General features: G+C 47.0%; 15 protein-coding genes. 10 read left to right on the top strand and 5 right to left on the bottom strand.

The annotated features are described in order from the left end of the window. Window positions 1-25 precede the first annotated feature (25 nt). Both QFZ48_RS10130 and QFZ48_RS10125 read right to left on the bottom strand, forming a co-directional pair. Window positions 26-559: a DUF3267 domain-containing protein gene (locus QFZ48_RS10130; protein ID WP_429043457.1), complete on the bottom strand. Its 534-nt coding sequence runs from the start codon at window positions 557-559 to the stop codon at window positions 26-28. Between the two features lie 30 nt (window positions 560-589). Continuing rightward, complete coding sequence (locus QFZ48_RS10125; protein WP_429062171.1) at window positions 590-1,621, bottom strand: tetratricopeptide repeat protein; 1,032 nt, start codon at window positions 1,619-1,621, stop codon at window positions 590-592. 246 nt (window positions 1,622-1,867) lie between these two features. On the opposite strand from QFZ48_RS10125, the gene QFZ48_RS10120 reads away from it, so the two are divergent. From QFZ48_RS10120 to QFZ48_RS10090, 7 genes are all read left to right on the top strand, one after another. Beyond that, a complete protein-coding gene (locus QFZ48_RS10120) occupies window positions 1,868-2,212 on the top strand; it encodes a DUF7674 family protein (RefSeq protein ID WP_429043462.1) in 345 nt (114 codons plus the stop codon). A 235-nt stretch (window positions 2,213-2,447) separates the two neighbouring features. Beyond that, window positions 2,448-4,160: a potassium-transporting ATPase subunit KdpA gene (kdpA, locus tag QFZ48_RS10115; RefSeq protein ID WP_429043465.1), complete on the top strand. Its 1,713-nt coding sequence runs from the start codon at window positions 2,448-2,450 to the stop codon at window positions 4,158-4,160. 21 nt (window positions 4,161-4,181) lie between these two features. Then, window positions 4,182-6,227 carry a potassium-transporting ATPase subunit KdpB gene (gene kdpB, locus QFZ48_RS10110; RefSeq protein ID WP_429062170.1) on the top strand — a complete coding sequence of 682 codons (2,046 nt, stop codon included), beginning with the start codon at window positions 4,182-4,184 and terminating at the stop codon, window positions 6,225-6,227. 26 nt (window positions 6,228-6,253) lie between these two features. Further along, complete coding sequence (kdpC, locus tag QFZ48_RS10105; RefSeq protein ID WP_370909035.1) at window positions 6,254-6,817, top strand: potassium-transporting ATPase subunit KdpC; 564 nt, start codon at window positions 6,254-6,256, stop codon at window positions 6,815-6,817. Between the two features lie 111 nt (window positions 6,818-6,928). Further along, window positions 6,929-8,011 (top strand): porin, encoded by a 1,083-nt coding sequence (locus QFZ48_RS10100; RefSeq protein ID WP_429043468.1) that lies wholly within the window; start codon window positions 6,929-6,931, stop codon window positions 8,009-8,011. A gap of 11 nt (window positions 8,012-8,022) precedes the next feature. Next, window positions 8,023-9,147, top strand: a complete 1,125-nt coding sequence (locus tag QFZ48_RS10095; protein WP_429062168.1) for a sensor protein KdpD — start codon at window positions 8,023-8,025, stop codon at window positions 9,145-9,147. Then, the gene (locus QFZ48_RS10090; protein ID WP_429062167.1) at window positions 9,144-10,838 is read left to right on the top strand and encodes an ATP-binding protein; all 1,695 of its coding nucleotides are present in this window, start codon (window positions 9,144-9,146) and stop codon (window positions 10,836-10,838) included. The genes QFZ48_RS10095 and QFZ48_RS10090 overlap by 4 nt, the downstream gene beginning before the upstream one ends. Window positions 10,839-10,843: 5 nt before the next feature. Here QFZ48_RS10090 and QFZ48_RS10085 read toward each other — a convergent pair whose 3' ends face one another. After that, a complete protein-coding gene (locus QFZ48_RS10085; RefSeq protein ID WP_429062166.1) occupies window positions 10,844-13,792 on the bottom strand; it encodes a PAS domain S-box protein in 2,949 nt (982 codons plus the stop codon). A 283-nt stretch (window positions 13,793-14,075) separates the two neighbouring features. Between QFZ48_RS10085 and QFZ48_RS10080 the strand changes: the two genes are divergently transcribed. Next, a complete protein-coding gene (locus tag QFZ48_RS10080; RefSeq protein ID WP_370909040.1) occupies window positions 14,076-14,780 on the top strand; it encodes a porin family protein in 705 nt (234 codons plus the stop codon). 98 nt (window positions 14,781-14,878) lie between these two features. On the opposite strand, the gene QFZ48_RS10075 is transcribed toward QFZ48_RS10080, so the two are convergent. Further along, complete coding sequence (locus QFZ48_RS10075; protein WP_429062164.1) at window positions 14,879-15,655, bottom strand: enoyl-CoA hydratase-related protein; 777 nt, start codon at window positions 15,653-15,655, stop codon at window positions 14,879-14,881. Between the two features lie 22 nt (window positions 15,656-15,677). Beyond that, the gene (locus QFZ48_RS10070) at window positions 15,678-17,663 is read right to left on the bottom strand and encodes a S9 family peptidase (RefSeq protein ID WP_429062162.1); all 1,986 of its coding nucleotides are present in this window, start codon (window positions 17,661-17,663) and stop codon (window positions 15,678-15,680) included. A gap of 135 nt (window positions 17,664-17,798) precedes the next feature. Here QFZ48_RS10070 and hflX point away from each other — a divergent pair, with 135 nt between their 5' ends. Together hflX and QFZ48_RS10060 are read left to right on the top strand one after the other, a co-directional pair. Continuing rightward, on the top strand, window positions 17,799-18,989 hold the full coding sequence (gene hflX / locus QFZ48_RS10065) for a GTPase HflX (RefSeq protein ID WP_370909043.1): 1,191 nt from the start codon (window positions 17,799-17,801) through the stop codon (window positions 18,987-18,989). Further along, window positions 18,989-19,330, top strand: coding sequence for a Rieske (2Fe-2S) protein (locus QFZ48_RS10060; RefSeq protein ID WP_079471652.1), 342 nt, complete (start codon window positions 18,989-18,991; stop codon window positions 19,328-19,330). Before hflX ends, QFZ48_RS10060 begins: the two co-directional genes overlap by 1 nt. Window positions 19,331-19,395: the final 65 nt, after the last annotated feature.

The raw sequence follows: 19,395 nt of genomic DNA, 5'->3' as shown, positions 1-19,395 counted from the left end.
GAGCGATGTTGCATCGCTCCCTTTTTTATGCACAAAGCGCTATGATGATCTTCGGTAATCCAATGGCGACGAAGATGCCGTAAGCAAGATCCAGCCAAAAGAAGGAACCCAGGGCACCAAGCAGAATAATGCCAGCTACCGGTACAGCAATGATTTTCAGCCACAGCGGCGTACTTTCACCATGCCATAAAATAGACCACATACTTTTTGCATCGCCAATACTTGGGAAAGCATGCATGGCAATACTGATACCGAGATAAAGCAGCACATAATCGAACACGGTACCCGATTCGAAGGTTATTACCGGAATGGCTGCGGGGAATGCAATAATTAATCCCAGCAGACTGTTTACAATGAATGGGCCTATGCTGATCATGAGCTGATGTAATGGGTTACGCGGTATTTCATGGATCACATATCCAGCGGGATTGTCCACCTGGAAATATTTTACTTCAAATATAGCAACACCAAACAACCGGCAAAAAAGCTGATGCGCAAATTCATGCACAACAACACCTGGAAACGTAAGCGTGGTAATAAGAATGCCTGGGACAAACATTATTTTTATTTTTTAAGATCAGAGAGATGATTAGCGATAACTGATTTTACCGTTGATGATACCGGTTATATCAGCAATGCTGCTGGAATCGCTTCCTGGCAGGGATACTAGTACTTTAAGTAACCGGTCGCGTTCTTTAATATTGTCGTTAAAATGATTGGCAAGCGTCAACGTGCCTAATGTCATTACTTCATGCGGATTCAGTTCATAAGCCTGTTGCGCCCTTTGCAACGCTTCTTTATTGCGTTGTTGCGCCAGCAAAATCTTTGCATAGCTGGCCAGTGCATAGTAAGATTCTGCATTTTGTTGCAGTACCTCTTCACACAATTGCAGTGCTTTTTCAAATTTTTTCTCTTTCCTGTAGCTATGAGAGAGCATGATCTTAGCGACTTGAAAATCGGGATTGCTTTTTAACAGCTTATTAAGCAAACTGTCGGCCCGGGAGAAATTATCATTATTGTATGCATGCTTAGCCAGGATATAGTTTGCACAGGCATCTTCAGGATGATTATTGCAATATTTCTCCAATGTCTGTTCATACAAAGGCGAGTCAATGGGTATGCGGCTTAGGGACGCAGCAAATGCAGTATCCGCGATCATATAATAACGAAAATCTGCTATAATGTTGTTTGTCTTGTCAATTAACTCCACGTTGTCATTCTTTCTGCCGGCTACCAGCCTTATTACACTATCTGCTTCTTCTAATTCCACATTATTGAAAGCGGCTATAATATAATGCTCACAGGCCTCAAAATTGTCGGGGAACTGCTGTAATACCTTTTCTAACAATCTTTTTTCCGTTACATAATGATGAGTCGCTTCTGCTTTTATCGCCTTTTCATAGATAACGCCTGCTTTAAAATACTTTGGGAAGTTATAGCCCGAAATTAAAAAAAGCAGAAGTACTCCTGCGGCGGCAAGTTTTACACTGGTTAGTACAGGGTAACGGCTCAACTTTTTCCTGCAGTCCCGGCAAAGTGGTGCTTGATATCCGGGTTCTATTTCGGGGTTGGAACAATTATGACAACCATTTCTGGGAGCTTCTTCGTTTAGTTCATCCATTTATACACATGGTTTAGGTAAGGGATTGGGTTATATGGTATATAAATTAAAGATATCAAAACTCTTTCATTTTTGCATACACCCTACCATTTTTGCATGGTTTGGCCAATGAATATCTTCTCCCTGTCTCCCCTGAAAATTATTTAATACCCTGATTAATAACTGCTTATTCCCTTTTGAAGCATTCATTCCCAATGATGGCACTCCGCTGGCATTACCTCATTTGTATCAAAACAATTGATTCATATGCTACCAGATTCAAAAATCTCTCAACTGATAGGTTTACAGATTCCGGGGTTAACATTTCCCGCAGAACAGCATCAACCTGCAAAGAGTTCCATCAGTAAGGTGATCCACACTTTTGCTGATTATACCGGCAGGATGATCCGGAGTGAGCAACTTCATGAGGTGAAACGTTGTTTTAACGTGGCCGCTGTATTGTATCACAATGGAAGCAATGCCCTGCGTAACGCCATCGAAAGCGCGTTTATGTATACCCTCTCTCCCCTGCTCTGCGGAAAGCATAAGGAACTGCTTCCTATATCACTGAAGAACGTAAGGATTCAGCATTTACAAACTATAGCTATTTAAACACTTTTATGATGATGACTATTCTCCTGGTGCTGGCAGGATTGGCCTGCTTCGCCGTATTCTTTAAATCGGTCGACTATTTCGAAAAGATCTAACTAAAACACTTGTTATCATGACTGCATTATTTGTTTTGTCACTTTTCGTTTTCGGCTACATGATCTATGTACTGTTAAAACCTGAAAAATTCTGATTGGAGATATTACTCCCACGCCTATACGCAAAAAAGCTTATTTAAATGACAACAGAAATCTTAGGCGTAATCGCCACCTACGGCATCACGCTTTTATTGGCCTGGCCCTTGTCGAGGTACATTGTTAAGGTATTCAGGGGCGATCGTACCTGGTCCGATTTTATGGCGCCGCTGGAACGCCTCTTTTTTAAAATTTCCGGTATCAATCCTAATGAGGAAATGAACTGGAAAGAGCATTTGAAGGCATTACTGACCATCAATCTGGTATGGTTTGTATATGCCTTTTTTGCGCTGTTTTTCCAGGACAAGCTGCCACTGAACCCGGATGGAAACCCCGGCCAGTCGGCCGACCTGGCGTTTAATACCGCCATCAGCTTCGTGGTAAACTGTAACCTGCAGCACTATTCCGGTGAAACAGGCGTTACTTATTTCACCCAATTATTTGTACTGGCCTTCCTGCAGTTTGTGAGCGCCGCTACCGGTATTGCAGCGCTGATCGTGGTGTTCAAAGCCATGAAAGAAAAAACAACCACTAAGCTGGGGAACTTCTGGGATATTTTCTTGAAAACAATCACCCGCATCCTGCTGCCAATAAGCATCGTAATTGCACTGATCTTTGTTTTCAATGGCATGCCTGCCAGTTACGCCGGCAAAGAGGCTATTGTTACTATGCAGGGCGACACAGTGAATGTGTCTCATGGCCCGGTAGCAGGGTTTGTGGCGATCAAGCACCTCGGCACCAATGGTGGTGGATGGTTTGGCGCCAACTCCGCACACCCCCTGGAAAATCCCAACTACGTTACCTGGATGACAGAAATGGTGGCGCAGGTACTCATTCCCATCGCAATGGTATTTGCACTGGGGATGTTTATTCAACGGAAAAAATTTGCGATGGTCATCTTCGGGATCATGACCATCGGTATGATATGCCTGCTGATTCCTTCCATGCAGCAGGAAATGGCTGGTAATCCTGCCATTGCCCACATGGGTATCCAGCAGGCTACCGGGACTATGGAAGGAAAGGAGGTGCGGTTTGGAGCCGCCGCCACAGGGTACTGGAGTACAGTAACCACTATTATTTCTACTGGTTCCGTATGCGGCTGGCACGATAGCACCATGCCTATGACAGGTTTAATGCAACTGCTGGGCATGATGCTGAACTGCTTCTATGGCGGTTGTGGCGTGGGGATCCTCAACTATTACATCTTTATTGTTATCGCGGTGTTTATATCCGGACTTATGGTAGGCCGTACGCCTGAATTTATGGGGCATAAGCTGGAAGCGCGGGAAGTAAAGATCGCCGCTATTATTACGCTGTTGTCGCCGTTCCTGATACTGGCGGGCACTGCTTTATCATCATGGGTATTGTCGCACCATCCGGATGCCAACTGGGCAGTGAAGCCATCGGCCTGGTTAAATAACCCCGGCTATCACGGCTTCTCCGAAATGCTGTACGAATATACTTCTGCCAATGCTAACAACGGTTCCGGTTTTGAAGGTTTGGGAGATGGAAACGTTTTCTGGAATGTATCTACCGGCTTTATACTGATCCTCGGCAGATTCCTGCCTATCATAGGACCAGTGGCCATTGCAGGTTTGATGGCTTCGAAAAAATATATACCTGAATCCGCCGGTACGTTGAAAACAGATTCACTCACTTTTGGCGCCATGACCTTCGCGGTGATCGTGATCCTTACTGCCTTGTCTTATTTCCCGGCGCTGGCACTGGGTCCGATCGCAGAGTATTTTTCCCTGTAATTTTTTTAATGACTGACTACCATGAAGCATGATAATAAATTGTTTCCGAAAGAATTGGTGATGGAGAGCCTGAAGCAGTCTTTCGTAAAACTGAATCCGAAATTAATGATCAAAAACCCGGTGATGTTCACCGTGGAAATAGGTACTGCCGTAATGCTGATAGTAGCGCTGTATGCACTCTTTACCGGCAATAAGGAACAGGGCAGTGCGGCGTATAATGTCGCCATCTTTATAGTACTCTTCCTTACCGTGTTGTTTGCCAACTTCGCCGAAGCCATTGCGGAAGCGCGTGGTAAAGCACAGGCCGAAAGTTTACGTAAAACAAGAGAAGAAACACCAGCAAAGAAAGTAGAGTTGGTAGGTGAAATCTTTACCAACGAAATCAAAATCGTATCCTCTTCTTCCCTGCGTAAAGGCGACATCTTCGTATGTGAGCCAGGCGATATTATTCCTGCCGATGGCGAAATAGTACAGGGCCTGGCCAGCATCGACGAATCTGCCATCACCGGTGAAAGTGCACCGGTTATCCGGGAAGCCGGCGGTGATAAATCCAGTGTGGTAGGCGGTACCAAGGTATTGTCCGATCATATTAAAGTACGGGTAAGCACTGAGCCCGGTGAATCTTTCCTGGATAAAATGATAGCCCTCGTAGAAGGCGCCAGCAGGCAGAAAACACCGAATGAAATTGCGCTCACCATCCTGCTGGCCAGCTTCACCCTGGTATTTATCATTGTATGCGTAACGCTGAAACCATTTGCCGACTACGCACAAACACCGATCACCATTGCGGCCTTCATCTCCCTGTTTGTATGCCTCATCCCTACTACCATCGGTGGTTTATTATCGGCTATCGGTATTGCGGGAATGGACCGCGCCCTGCGGGCCAACGTAATCACCAAATCAGGGAAAGCCGTGGAAACTGCCGGCGATATTGATGTGCTGTTGCTGGATAAAACCGGTACCATCACCATCGGTAACCGCAAGGCCACTAACTTCTACGCTACCAATGGTATACCCACGGCGGATTTTATCCGCCTCTGCGCACTCAGCTCTTTATCGGATGAAACACCGGAAGGTAAATCCATCGTGGAACTGGCGGGCAAAGATGTGGTGAGTAAATTATCGGTGAGTGGCGCCAGCCTGGTGAAGTTCACCGCGGAAACCCGCAGCAGCGGCATCGATCTACCCGATGGTAGCCGTATCCGCAAAGGCGCCTATGATGCCATCAGGCGGCTCGCTGAAAAAGAAGGATTTTCTTTCCCCGCGGAAACACTCGCAAAAGTAGAATCTATTTCCAACGACGGCGGTACGCCGCTGGTAGTAGCGCTCAACAGCAAGGTGCAGGGCGTTATTGAATTGCAGGATATTATTAAGCCAGGTATCAGCGAGCGTTTCGACCGCCTGCGTAAAATGGGCGTGAAAACGGTGATGGTAACCGGTGATAACCCGCTTACAGCTAAATATATTGCCACCAAAGCCGGTGTGGACGACTTCATCGCCGAAGCCAAACCGGAAGATAAAATGAGCTATATCCGCAAAGAGCAAAACGAGGGCCGCCTCGTAGCCATGATGGGCGATGGTACCAACGATGCGCCCGCCCTGGCACAGGCAGATGTAGGCGTGGCCATGAATAGCGGTACCCAGGCTGCAAAAGAGGCCGGTAACATGGTGGATCTCGATAATGACCCTACCAAGCTGATTGAAATTGTGGAAATCGGGAAGCAGCTGTTAATGACGCGCGGTACCCTTACCACTTTCTCCATCGCCAACGACGTGGCAAAATATTTTGCTATTGTGCCCGCGCTGTTTGTGGCTTCCATACCAGCCTTGCAGGGCATCAACATCATGAAACTGCACAGCCCCGAAACAGCGATCCTGAGTGCGGTTATTTTCAACGCCATCATTATCCCGATGCTGATACCGCTGGCCCTTCGCGGCGTGGCCTATAAGCCTATCGGCGCCAGCGCATTGCTTCGCCGCAACCTGCTGATCTACGGTGTTGGCGGTATTGTAGCGCCTTTCATCGGTATCAAACTGATTGATATGCTGATAGCGCTTTTTATGTAATTGTAAACTGATAAATTTTTAAAGAGATGAAAAAATATCTTTGGCCTTCTGTAAAACTCACACTGTTACTGGTGGTATTATTGGGAGGAATATATCCGCTGTTCATTGCCGGCGTGGCTAAAATGGCTCCCGGAAAAGGCGATGGTATCAAAGTAATGCATAACGGAAAAGTAGTGGGCTATGAAAACATTGCGCAGAAATTCAGTGATGATAAGTATTTCCAGCCCCGTCCTTCTACGGTTGATTATAATGCCGCCGGTTCCGGTGGGTCCAATAAAGCAGCGGGTAACCCGGATTACCTGAAAACGGTACAGGAAAGAATTGATTCTTTCATGGTACACAACCCGGATGTAAAAAAAGAAAACATCCCCGCAGAACTGGTCACCGCTTCTGCCAGCGGTTTAGACCCGCACCTCACTCCCGCTGCGGCTTATGTACAAGTGCCGCGTGTGGCGAAACTAAGAGGCATTCCTGCGGACAAACTGCAACAACTGATCGATGCCAATACCAAAGGCCCCTTGATGGGACTGTTTGGACTATCTACTGTTAATGTGTTAAAATTAAACATAGCGCTCGACGATATGAAGTAGCGCGCAGTTCTATTATTCCTTACCTCTGAATGTCCTGTGAACAACCTTTTAACTGGTGGCCTGTCGCAGCAGGTTACCAGTGATCTACCAACACGAACCTATATATTTAAAATGAAGAAACTTTTATTACTGGCCGGCGCTCTGGCAGTTGCTATTACTATGTTTGCGCAGGACGCACCGGCACAAGAGAAAGAGAAAGGAAAAGTAACCTTTTCCGGCTATGCAGAGGCATATTACAGTTACGACCTGAACAACCCGGCCAATCATACTAAGCCTGGGTTCCTGTATAACTACAATCGCCACAATGAATTAAACCTCAACCTGGCGATGGTAAAAGTTAACTACACATCGGACCGTATCCGTGCCAACGTAGGGCTGATGGCCGGCACCTATCCCCAATACAACCTGGCAGCAGAACCCACCCTGATGCAGTATGTATACGAGGCAAACGTCGGTATCCGTATAGGCAAGAACGTTTGGATCGATGCAGGAGTAATGCCCGCACACATCGGTTTTGAAAGCGCCATCGGAAAAGATTGCCCTACGCTTACCCGGAGCATCCTCGCAGAGAACTCCCCCTATTATGAAGCCGGCGCCAAAGTAACCTGGACGCCCAACGACAAATGGTCGTTTGCCGCTATGTACCTGAACGGATGGCAAAGGATTAAAAAAGTGGATGGCAACCAAACCCCTGCTTTTGGTACACAAATCACCTTTAAGCCAACAACAAAAATATTGCTCAACTGGAGCACTTATATCGGTAATGATCTCCCGGATAGTGTACGCCAGATGCGCTACTTTAATAATGTTTATGGTACCTTTAGCATAACGGATAAATTCAGTGTCATCGCAGGATTCGACTATGGATTACAGCAAAAAACTAAAGGATCATCCAACTTCAATAGCTGGTACAGTCCTGTTGTAATTGCCCGGTACGCCTTTACAGATAAATTTGCGATGGCGGGACGCGTAGAGCAGTATAATGATAAGAACGGCGTTATCATCAGCACCGGTACACCGGATGGCTTCCAAACCACCGGCTATTCACTTAACCTGGATTTTACCCCGGTGAATAACGTGATGTTCCGGCTGGAAGGCAGAACGTTTAACGGAAAAGACAACACATTTATAAAAGGAACAGAATTGAAGAACACGAATACAGCGATTACCGCATCACTGGCCGTATGGTTCTAACTAAATAAATAATGACAGATAAAGAACACTCCGTACAGCAATTTCTTAACCTGGCTAACCGCGCCGGCAGGGGGAAGTTTAAGATCTACATCGGTATGAGCGCCGGCGTAGGAAAAACGTACCGTATGTTGCAGGAAGCGCATGACATGTTAAGAAATGGGGTGAATATCCAGATTGGTTACATCGAAACACATGGGCGTGCGGAAACGCATGCCCTGCTGGATGGATTACCGCAAATTCCCCGCAGGCAGGTATTTTACAAAGGGAAAATGCTGGAAGAAATGGATCTTTCCACCATCCTGCTCCTGTCGCCCGACTGGGTAGTGGTGGATGAACTGGCACACAGCAATATCCCCGGCTCCAAAAATGAAAAGCGCTGGCAGGATGTGGTGGACCTCCTGAATGCAGGGATCAATGTTATTTCTGCCGTGAACATACAACACATCGAAAGCATTAACCAGGAGGTGAAATCCATAACCGGTGTGGAAGTACAGGAGCGCGTTCCTGATCTGGTGCTGCAAATGGCCGATGAAGTGGTGAACATCGACCTCACCGCCGATGAGTTGATCACCCGTTTGAAAGAAGGTAAAATTTATGATCGCTCTAAAGTGGAGAGCGCCCTGGGCAATTTTTTTCAGGCAGATAAAATCCTGCAACTACGTGAGCTGGCACTGAAAGAAGTAACCACGCAGGTGGAGCGGAAAGTAGAGATCCAGATCCCGCGTAACTTACAGATGCGCCATGAAAGCTTCCTGGCATGCATTTCTACCAACGATGAAGTGGCCCGGAAAGTAATACGGAAAACAGCGCGGCTGGCGGCCTATTATCACGCCGATTGGTTTGTATTGTATGTGCAAACCCCTGGCGAAAGTGCCGACAAAATCGCGCTCGCTGCCCAACGTCATCTTATTAATAACCTGAAACTGGCTACAGAACTCGGTGCGGAAGTTATCCAGGAACATAACGCTAATGTATCGGAAGCTATCATTAACATTGCATTGGAAAAACATGTTACCACTATTTGTATGGGAAAACCGCATATCAGTCTTTTTCGTATCATTTTGCGCACCAATCTGTTTAACCAGTTGTTGAAAACGCTTTCTTCCAACGATATCGACATTATCATATTATCATGAATACGTTCAGATTAAAAACAAAGATTACGCTTGGGGTATTGTTCCTGTACATCATGCTGCTGGTGGTGAGCATACTGGGCTATTACTATCTGAACCGCCTGAACGAAAAGGCGAAGTTTATTCTCAAGGATAACTATGAATCACTGGAGTATTCGAAAAATATGCTGGTAGCTTTGGAAGATCTGCCGGTTCATCGTGCTGCTGCGACACAAACTTTTTCCGATAATCTCAAAAAGCAACAGGCCAACGTAACAGAAAGAGGCGAGAAAGATGCAACGGCAGCAGTAACCCGCATTTTTGAACTATTGCAAAAAGATTCCACAGTAGAAACAGGCGCCATAAAGAAAAATATCTACACCATCATGGATCTCAATATGGCGGCTATCGTAGGAAAAAATGAAAGGGTAAAGAAAACCGCAGACAATGCACTGCTTTACATTGCCATCATCAGCGGGCTTTGCTTTGTACTGGGCTTTACTTTTGTGTATAATTTTCCCGGGTACATTGCCAATCCTATTGGTGCGCTTACCCAAGGGATTAAAGACATTGCCAATAAACAATACGGCAAAAGACTCTACTTTAAATCCGGCGACGAGTTTGGCGACCTGGCTACAGCCTTCAATACCATGGCCCAGCGGCTGGATGAATACGAGCACAGTAACCTGGCGCGCATTGTATTTGAAAAGCAACGCGCGGAAGCCGTGATCAGCAGCCTGAAAGATGCCACCATTGGTTTTGATGTAAATAATGTGATCCTGTTTGCCAACACCCCTGCCCTGCAATTGCTGAACATACCCGAGAAGGATCTGATCGGGCAGCCGGCGGAAGAAATATCCAAACGCAACGACCTGCTGCGTTTCCTCGTGAATACAAAGGAAAATGCGCCGCTAAAAATAGTGGTGGATGGAAAAGAATGTTTCTTCACGCGGGAAACAACAAATATCAGGCATGAGGAAAATCGTATAGGCTATGTAGTGATCCTCCGGAATATTACCACTTTCAAAGAACAGGATATTGCCAAAACACATTTTATTGCCACCATTTCCCATGAGCTGAAAACGCCGCTGGCGGCCTCTGATTTCAGTATTAAACTGCTGGAAGATGAACGGACAGGGGTACTTAGTGCTGAACAAAAAGAACTGGTCGACAGCCTGAAACAGGACAACCGGCGCATGATAAAAATTGTGAGTGAATTGCTGGATCTGTCGCAGGTAGAAAGCGGCAATATACAATTACAGCCGCAACCGGTTACTGCTATGAGTATTGTACAATACGCCATGGATACGGTGCAGAAACAGGCTGCCCAACGCGAAATCACTATCCGCACACAGGTGCCGGACACCTTGCCAAAAGTATTGGCAGACGTGGAGAAAACCGCCTGGGTGCTGGTGAACCTCTTAACCAATGCAATCCGCTACTCTGCTCATGGTGCTGCCATAAAACTAACGGTAACGCCTACCGGAACAGAGATGGTATCGTTTGTGGTACAGGACTACGGGAAAGGTATCCCGGAAGCTTTCCGGGGTAAAATTTTTGAAAGATTTTTCCAGGTGCCTGGGATGAAAGGCCAGGGAAACGGCCTCGGACTGGCCATTTCAAAGGAGTTTATCGAAGCCCAGGGCGGTATTATTGGCGTAAATAGCGAGGAAGGGAAAGGCAGCCAGTTTTATTTCACTTTACCGGAAGCATAGTGCTGTCAGGGTTGCTCAATATGCGCTTTTACCAGGGGCACATGTTGGTAATAGAAGTTAGTAAGTTCCTCCAGCCTGGCGGGAATACTGTCGAGGTTTTCCTCCAGCCGGGCATCTCTCTCAACAGATAAGGCTATATCTGATGCGTATTGCATGCCAACCATGTTCAGGTTAAATTTCATCTGGTGCGCCAGCATATAAAGTGGTTGCCAGTTTTTTTCTGCCAGCAGCTGGTGCATCTCTGAAAGCTTTTGCGGGATGCTGTCGAGCAGTTCCTCCAGCATTATTTTTACATGTTCTTTTTCGCCGGACATCATGCCGTATGCGGCGGATAAGTTTAGTTCGCTGTTGGGCATTTCAGTGGTTTTTTCTTTGTCAGTGGCTGATTCCGGCACTTGTTCCCCGAGTCCTTTCAATATTTTCTGAAACAGGTCTGAGCGGTCAAATGGTTTGGACACATATTCGTTCATCCCGGCGGCCAGGCAGCGTTCCTTTTCTCCTTTCAGTGCGGAGGCAGTCATGGCAATCATATAAGTCCGGATGCCTTTCCGGCGGATGGCCTGAGTGGTCTGGTAGCCATCCATTCCCGGCATCTGTATATCCATAATGATGCAATCGTACGTTTTGCAGTCCAGCATTTCAAGGGCCGATTTCCCGCTGTTAACCACGTCTGTTCTGGCGCCGGCATTCCGCAGCGTATGAAATACCACCTGTTGATTGATGTCGTCGTCTTCTACCACCAATATCGTTTTTCCCTGCAGTGGTTTTTCCGCCTGGTGCAGGGGGCCTTTTTCATTTTTACTGGTCATTGCTTTGTTATTGCGGGTGAACGGCAGTTCAAAATAGAAAGTAGCACCTTCATTCAGATGGCTGTTTACCCGGATGAATCCATGTTGAAGGGTAATGAGTTCTTTGGTGATGGCTAATCCCAGGCCGGTACCGCCAAATTTGCGGGCATTGTTTGCATGTGTTTGGGAGAAGCTTTTAAAGATCAGTTCATGTTGTTCCGGATCTATGCCTATGCCGGTATCCGTTATTTCAAAGCCCAGCCGGAGTGTGGATTGTTCTTTATCTTCCTCCACCAGGGATACTTTCACGGTTACCTTTCCGGCGGGAGTAAATTTAATAGCGTTTTCCACGAGGTTGGTCAGGATCTGGTTAAGACGCACTTCATCTCCTAAAAGACAGGGTGGTATGGCGGTATCTATCTCATCAAAAAACAATAGTTCCTTTTGTTGTGCCTGTAGTTTCAGGGGAAAGAGGGCATTGTCTATTACTTCGTAAATATCCATCGGTTCATGTAGGAGCAATAGTTTGCCGGCTTTTATTTTTGAGAAGTCGAGGATTTCGTTGATGATCACCAGCAGGCGGTTGGCGGATGTTTTGATGGCGCCGGTATACTCCATTTGTATGGTAGATAACTGGCTTTGCTGCATCAGGAGGTTGGTCATGCCGATGATACCGTTCATGGGGGTACGAATTTCGTGGCTCATATTGGCGAGGAACATTTCCTGCGCGCTGACGGCCTCCTGTGCAAGGTTGTTTGCATTTTCAATGGCAGCGATATAGTTGTTTTTTTCGGTGAAGTCCTGTCCTATGCCGCAGATACCGATCATTTCACCTTCTGCATTCCGGAGAGGGAATTTAGTAATGAGAAAGTGATAGGTCTTATCGTTCACGGCAAAGGTCTGTTCTGATTTTATCCTGGCGCCTGTTGCTCTTACCTCGCGATCCAGGCTGGTATAGCGTTGCACCCAGTCGTATGGCAGCTCTGCATCTGTTTTGCCGATAATATTTTTTTTATCTGCGCCGTGTATTTCGGTAAACCGGTTATTTACGAGCAGGTATTTCCCTGGCATATCTTTTATGAACATCATGGATGGCATAAAGTCGAGGATAGCGTCCAACCGTTCCTGGAGATACATTACCTGGTCTTCGTTCCTTTTTTTCTTATCAATATCCCTTACAACGCATTGAAATTCCTTTACGCGGCCATCTTCGTCATACACCAGTGCGACCATTTGTTCCACCCATTTTTTTGCGCCTGATTTGGTAATGATTTCAAATTCCTGGGAGGTATAGTCGTCGCTTGTTTTCACCTGGTTGGTGTAAAAAGCTTCGAGCCGTTTCCAGGTATCTTCTTCCAGGAACAGGGAGTAATGTTTGCCTACCAGTTCTGTATTGCTGTAGCCGGTCATTTCGGTGGCCCCTTTGCTTACGTAAGTGAAGGTGCCATCCAGCCGGGCTTTATAGAGGATTAGTTCTGTTTCTTCCGCCAGTCGCAGGAAGGATTGTTCCCGTTTATGCAGCTGGTTGGTTTTCTGCTTCAGTTTCCTGAACATCCGGTATAAGTACCGCGATTCGCCCAGCAGCAGCACCAGGGTGAACAGGCTGATGATAATGGTAGTCCAGAAGGAGTACAGGGTATAGCGATTGTCTTTATCGATCCGTACAATCAGTTTCCGCCGGTTTTCCTGCAGGAAACTATTCACGGCGGCTCTTACGTTTTCCCGGAACCGGGCGTTTTCAGGGGCGGTTATCAGTTGCCTGGCCAGTGCTGGTTGAGTGGCTGCTATTGCCAGTATCCGTTGATGATAACTGATTTTTTGTTGGAGAAGGGTACTGAAATTATCCAGTATTTTTTGAGAGAGCGTATCACCGGGCATGCTGGCGGCAACAGACTTCAGGATGTGCAGCATGCTGTCTGGCAGGGCATAATTGGCGGCGGGTATGGTGGATTGTCCCCTCAGCAGCATGTCGCGGATGCTGTTGGTATAGTTGTTATCCAGCATGGCTACGGATCTTACCTTATCTATCAGCAGGTTGGTTTGTATTATGTCTTCAGCTGCGCTCCTGCTCCTGTTTTTAACGATCCAGGCATAATAAACAAAGCCCATGAGCGCCATAAATACTGCCAGGATAAGTACCAGCACTGTATTCACAATTTTTTTCATGCGAAGTTTTTCAACGGCTCTTTAATAGCATTGGCAGGGGTTATGAGGTTGGTGATGGATTATTTATTCAAAATAGGATATTTTGCGGCAATATTGTTGTTCATCTTGTTCAATCCAACGTATGGACCAGGAAAAGATTATGGTGGTCAATATTTCTTTTTCTGTTACTTTCGGCGTGCGAATGTAGGACCGGGTGAATGTTTTAGCAATACTTTAACGGATTGTCTTTACAATCATTCCATTATATTTGCCTAATATTCTTTTTCCTAAGTATGTATATTATATGAAGAAAATAATTTTTACCCTGGGTCTGATAGCTGTTTCTATTGGAGTTTTTGCACAGGATGGTGGCTCACCGATGAATAAGGCGGTTAATAAGGTTACCCATTCCAACGACTTTTTAATGGTACAGTTGTCATACGATGGCTGGGCGGGTGCGCCTGACAGTATTAAGAGCGGCCTTAACAGGGGTTTTAATATTGCCCTGATGTACGACTTCCCGTTCAAGAAATCCAAACTGAGTATGGCAGCAGGGTTAGGTATCAGCACCAGCGGTGTTTACCTGAAAGATCATACGATGGATATCCAGGGAAAGCTGAATCCTAACCAGGTATCTTTCCCTACTTCTTCGGCTAAAAAGAATAAAGTAGCGACCACTTACCTGGAAATTCCTATTGAATTAAGGTATCGCAGTGTGCCGGACAACGCCAATAAAGGCTTCAAAGCGGCAATTGGTGTAAAAGTAGGCGCCCTGGTGGATGCTCATACCAAAGTAAAATATACCGGCGCCAATGGCAGCAAGGATATTGATAAAGATGCCAACAGGGGATTCTTTAACCCATGGCGCTTTGCGGCAACTGCCCGCGTAGGTTATGGTAACTTTGCCTTGTTTGGCGCATATTCCCTGAATCCAATGCTGAAAGACAACGCCAGCAATAACCTGGATATCAGACCTTACCAGATCGGTATTTGTTTAAGCGGATTGTAACAGCCTCCGGGCTTTTATATAAAGAAAACGGCCTGGGTTTAACACCTGGGCCGTTTTTTATTGGGAGATAATCAGAGCGATCTCTTATCTTTTACCGGTTACTCACCTTTGAATACAGGTTTTCTTTTTTCAAGGAAAGCCTGGATCCCCTCCGCGTTATCGGCAGAGTTGCCGGCAATTTCCTGGCAATATGCTTCATACTCGAGTACTTCATCGAGGTTTTCCGTCATGCCTTTGGTGAGCATTTTTTTCATGAGTGCAATGGCTTTCGTAGGTGCGGCAGCGTAGTAAGCGGTTTCCGCCTGTACGGCGGCATCCAGTTCGGCAGCAGGCACCACTTTATTTACCAGGCCCAGTTTTAATGCTTCCGCCGCGCTGATTTTACTGGCTTTGGTGGCCAGTTCAAACGCCCGGTGGTAGCCCACGGTACGGGGCAGGAAATACGAGGAGCCGGAATCCAGTACCAGGGCGATGTTTACAAAAATTTCTATCATAGTAGCTTCCTCGCTGGCAATGATCACATCGCAGGCCAGTGCAATGGAACATCCGGCGCCGGCCGCCACGCCATTAAGCCGGCAGATAACCGGCTTGGGCATATTGCGGATAGCGCGTATAATCGGGTTATAGCGTTTGCGCAGCGATTCGCTCAGGTCGCGCTTTCCCGACTCCATAGAAGCCTTGAGGTCCTGTCCACTGCTGAAAGCCTTGCCGGCGCCTGTTAACACTACCACCCTCACTGCCGGATCTTTTTCTGCTTTCTTTAATGCGTCCTGTAGCTCATAGCTGAGCGGATCATTAAACGCATTGTATACTTCAGGCCTGTTTAACGTGATGGTGGCAATACCATCCTGAATATCCAGTAATAAAGCAGCCATGATAATATGGTTAATAAGTGATTTACAGGGTTTCTTTCAGCCAGTTGAAGAACTCGCGCTGCCATACGATGGCGTTCTGCGGTTTCAGCACCCAGTGGTTTTCTTCCGGGAAGTACAGCAGCTTGCTTTTAATGCCTTTCAGCTGCGCCAGCTGGAAGGCCTGCAGGCCCTGTTCAATAGGAACGCGGAAGTCGATACCACCCTGGATGATCAGAATAGGTGTATTCCATTTATTGGCGTATTCACTTGGGTTGAAATGTTTGTAGCCATTGGCATTGGCGGGGTCCCAGTAAGCGCCGATATCCCAGTTGGCAAACCACAGTTCTTCGGTAGTACCGTACCAGCTTTTCAGGTCGAATAAGCCATCGTGGGCGATAAAGCTTTTGAAGCGGTTTTCGTGTACCCCTGCCAGCATGTATACGGAGTAGCCGCCGTAACTGGCGCCTACAGCGCCTAATCGGGCTTTGTCCACATAACTTTCCTTGCTCACATCATCAATAGCGCTCAGGTAATCTTTGATCGGTTGCCCGCCCCAGTCCTTGCTGATAGACGCATTCCATTCTACGCCGTGACCCGGCATCCCTCTTCTGTTGGGGGCCACCACGATGTAACCCTGGGATGCCATCAGCTGGAAATTCCAGCGGTAGGAGTAAAACTGCGATACGGCCGATTGCGGTCCGCCCTGGCAATACAGCAGGGTCGGATATTTTTTAGCAGGATCAAAATCCGGCGGGAAGATCACCCAGGTAAGCATATCCTTACCGTCCGTGGTTTTTACCCAGCGCTTTTCAATTTTGCACATGCCTATTTTATCGTAAGCGGCTTTGTTTACGCTGGTAAGCGGGGTAACGGCGCCTTTCTGCAGGTCCACAGTAAACAGTTCCGCTGCATGGTTCATATCTGTGCGGGACACAACCAGGGTGTTACCGGATTGTGCCAGCATATCGTTGATATCGAAGTCGCCGGTGGTTACCTGGCGTATATGCTTTTCCGTTGTTTGGGCGATATTTTTCTGCAGGGCAATTTCCAGCAGCTGTTCTGTGCCTTTTATTACGGCCAGGAAATATATCTTTTTACCGTCGTTGCTGAAGCGGGAAGAAGCAGCGGTGCCATCCCAGCCCTTGGTAAGGTTGGTGATAACGCCGGTAGCGCGATCCATGATGATTACATCATTTTTATCTGCTTCATAGCCATCGCGGGCCATGCTTAACCAGGTGAGGTATTTGCCGTCGTGGCTGAAGGTGGGCGCCACATCGTAGCCCATCATTCCTTCGGAGAGATTGCGGGTGGCTTTGGTATCCAGGTTATATTCGTAGATATCCGTATTGGTGCTGATGGCGTAATCTTTTCCGAATTTTTTCTTACAAACATAAATTACACTTTTCCCGTCGTGGCTCCAGATCATATCTTCAGGGCCACCGGAGGGCATTTGCGGGCAATCGTGTGGTTCTTCCGCCATAATATCTACGGGCGTGCCTACTTCGCCATTATTGTAAGTGGCATAAAAAACGTGGGAGAAATTGCCATCTTCCCAGGTATCCCAGTGGCGGTAGTTCAGGTTATCGTAGATCTGCACATTGGATTTCGGAAGATCCGCGTAGTGGTCGCTGCCGGATATCTTCTTTATTTTTACTTCTTTCGAAAACAAAATATGCTTCCCGTCGGGAGAAATGCGGATGTTCTGCATTCCGCCGTCCACGTTGGTTTTTTGCACCGGGTCAGATCCATCGGCATTCATTTCATACCACTGTCCTTTGAGGGAGAAACCAATTTTGTTGCCGGGTAATACGGCTACATCTCCTTCTGCGCCGGGTGTTTGCGTGAGTTGCTTTGCGGCGCCGCCTGCCAGCGGGATCGCATAGAGGTTCTTCTCGCTTTTGTTCTCTGCCATATTGATCTGAGATACGCCATAGATAACGGTTTTGCCGTCAGCACTCAACGCCTCTCCACTCACCCGTCCAAGTTGCCATAGCAATTCGGGTGTCATCTTATCCTGGGCTACTGCCATAGTTGATATTAATAGTCCTGTCAGTAAAAAAGGTTTAAACATGATATCGAAAGGTTGTTTTGGATCGGGTAAATGTAGGAAGAAATGGCGTAGCGATTAAATTCTCTGTAAATTTGCTTCAAATTCTGAAATAACTTGATTGAGAAAAAACAAGTAGTACAAAAAGAGGAAAGAGCCGTCATAGTTGGTGTTATTACCAAAGACCAGACAGAGCGCCAGGTGAATGAGTTCCTGGATGAGCTGATGTTCCTGGCGGAAACTGCGGGAGCTACGGCTGTTAAGCGCTTTACCCAGCGGCTGGCGCATCCCGACAGGGCCACCTTTGTAGGGAAAGGTAAGCTGGAAGAAATCCAGCAGTTTATTGCAGGCAGGGATATATCATTGGTTATATTTGATGATGAGCTTACCGGCTCACAGATCGCCAATATTGAAAAGGTGCTGAAAGTAAAAGTGATCGACCGTAGTGACCTGATCCTGGATATCTTCGCCCACCGTGCCCGCACGGCGCAGGCAAGGGTGCAGGTAGAGCTGGCGCAGTACCAGTATATCCTGCCACGTTTGCGCGGTATGTGGAGTCACCTGGAAAGACAGGGAGGCGGTATCGGCAGCAGGGGGCCTGGTGAAACGGAAATTGAAACGGATCGCCGTATTGTAAAAGATAAAATATCGCTGCTGCGTAAACGCCTGGAGGATATCGACCGCCAATCCCTTACCCAGCGTAAGGAACGCGGCGAATTTATCCGTGTGGCGCTGGTGGGGTATACCAACGTTGGCAAAAGCACCCTCATGAACCTGCTCAGCAAAAGTGAGGTGTTTGCAGAAAACAAACTGTTTGCTACCCTGGATACCACCACCCGTAAGGTAGTATTCGATCAAACGCCTTTCCTGCTCAGCGATACGGTAGGGTTTATCCGTAAACTGCCCCACCACCTGGTGGAAAGCTTCAAATCCACGCTGGATGAGGTACGCGAGAGCGATATCCTGATCCATGTGGTAGATATTTCCCATCCGCAGTATGAAGAGCAGATTGAAGTGGTGAACCGCACGCTGCAGGAACTGAAAGCGTTTGAGAAGCCCACCATCATGATCTTTAACAAGATGGACCTGTACGAGGCCAACACCTTTGATAAATGGCTGGAGCCGGAAATCAAACAGGATATCCTGAACACCCTGAAACAGGACTGGGAAACAAAAACCCAGGGGAATTGTGTATTCATTTCCGCATTGGAAAAAAGGAATATCGAGGAGCTGCGCAAAACCATCCTGGACAAAGTAACCCAATTGTACAAGGAGCGCTTCCCGTATAAAACCGAATTCTTCTACTAATGGCCAAAGAATATTCCTGGTATAAATTAGAAGAAGGCCGTTTGCCCTTTGCAGAGAAACAGATTAGCGTAATGGAGGTAAATGGCAAAAAAATTTGCTGTACCCTGCACCAGGGGCAGCTTTTTGCCTTTGCATATAAATGTCCGCATGCCGGTGGCATTATGGCCGATGGCGTGATTGATGCCGCCGGTAATGTGGTATGCCCGCTGCACCGTTATAAGTTCAGTCTTAAAAATGGGTACAATAGCAGCGGGGAAGGATATTACCTGAAAACGTATCCCATAGAGCAGCGTGAAGACGGGCCCTGGCTGGGCATGGAGAAAAGCGGCTGGTTCTGGTAAAATAATTATCTTTTTGTTAAGAGTGATCGTCGTATTTGAAGTAACCGGTATATGCCTGTAACTTT

Origin of the sequence: Chitinophaga sp. W2I13, from assembly GCF_050434005.1 — a bacterium.
Lineage (GTDB): Bacteria > Bacteroidota > Bacteroidia > Chitinophagales > Chitinophagaceae > Chitinophaga.
The sequence above is the reverse complement of the archived record's forward strand: the minus strand, read 5'-3'. Positions and strand labels throughout refer to the sequence as shown.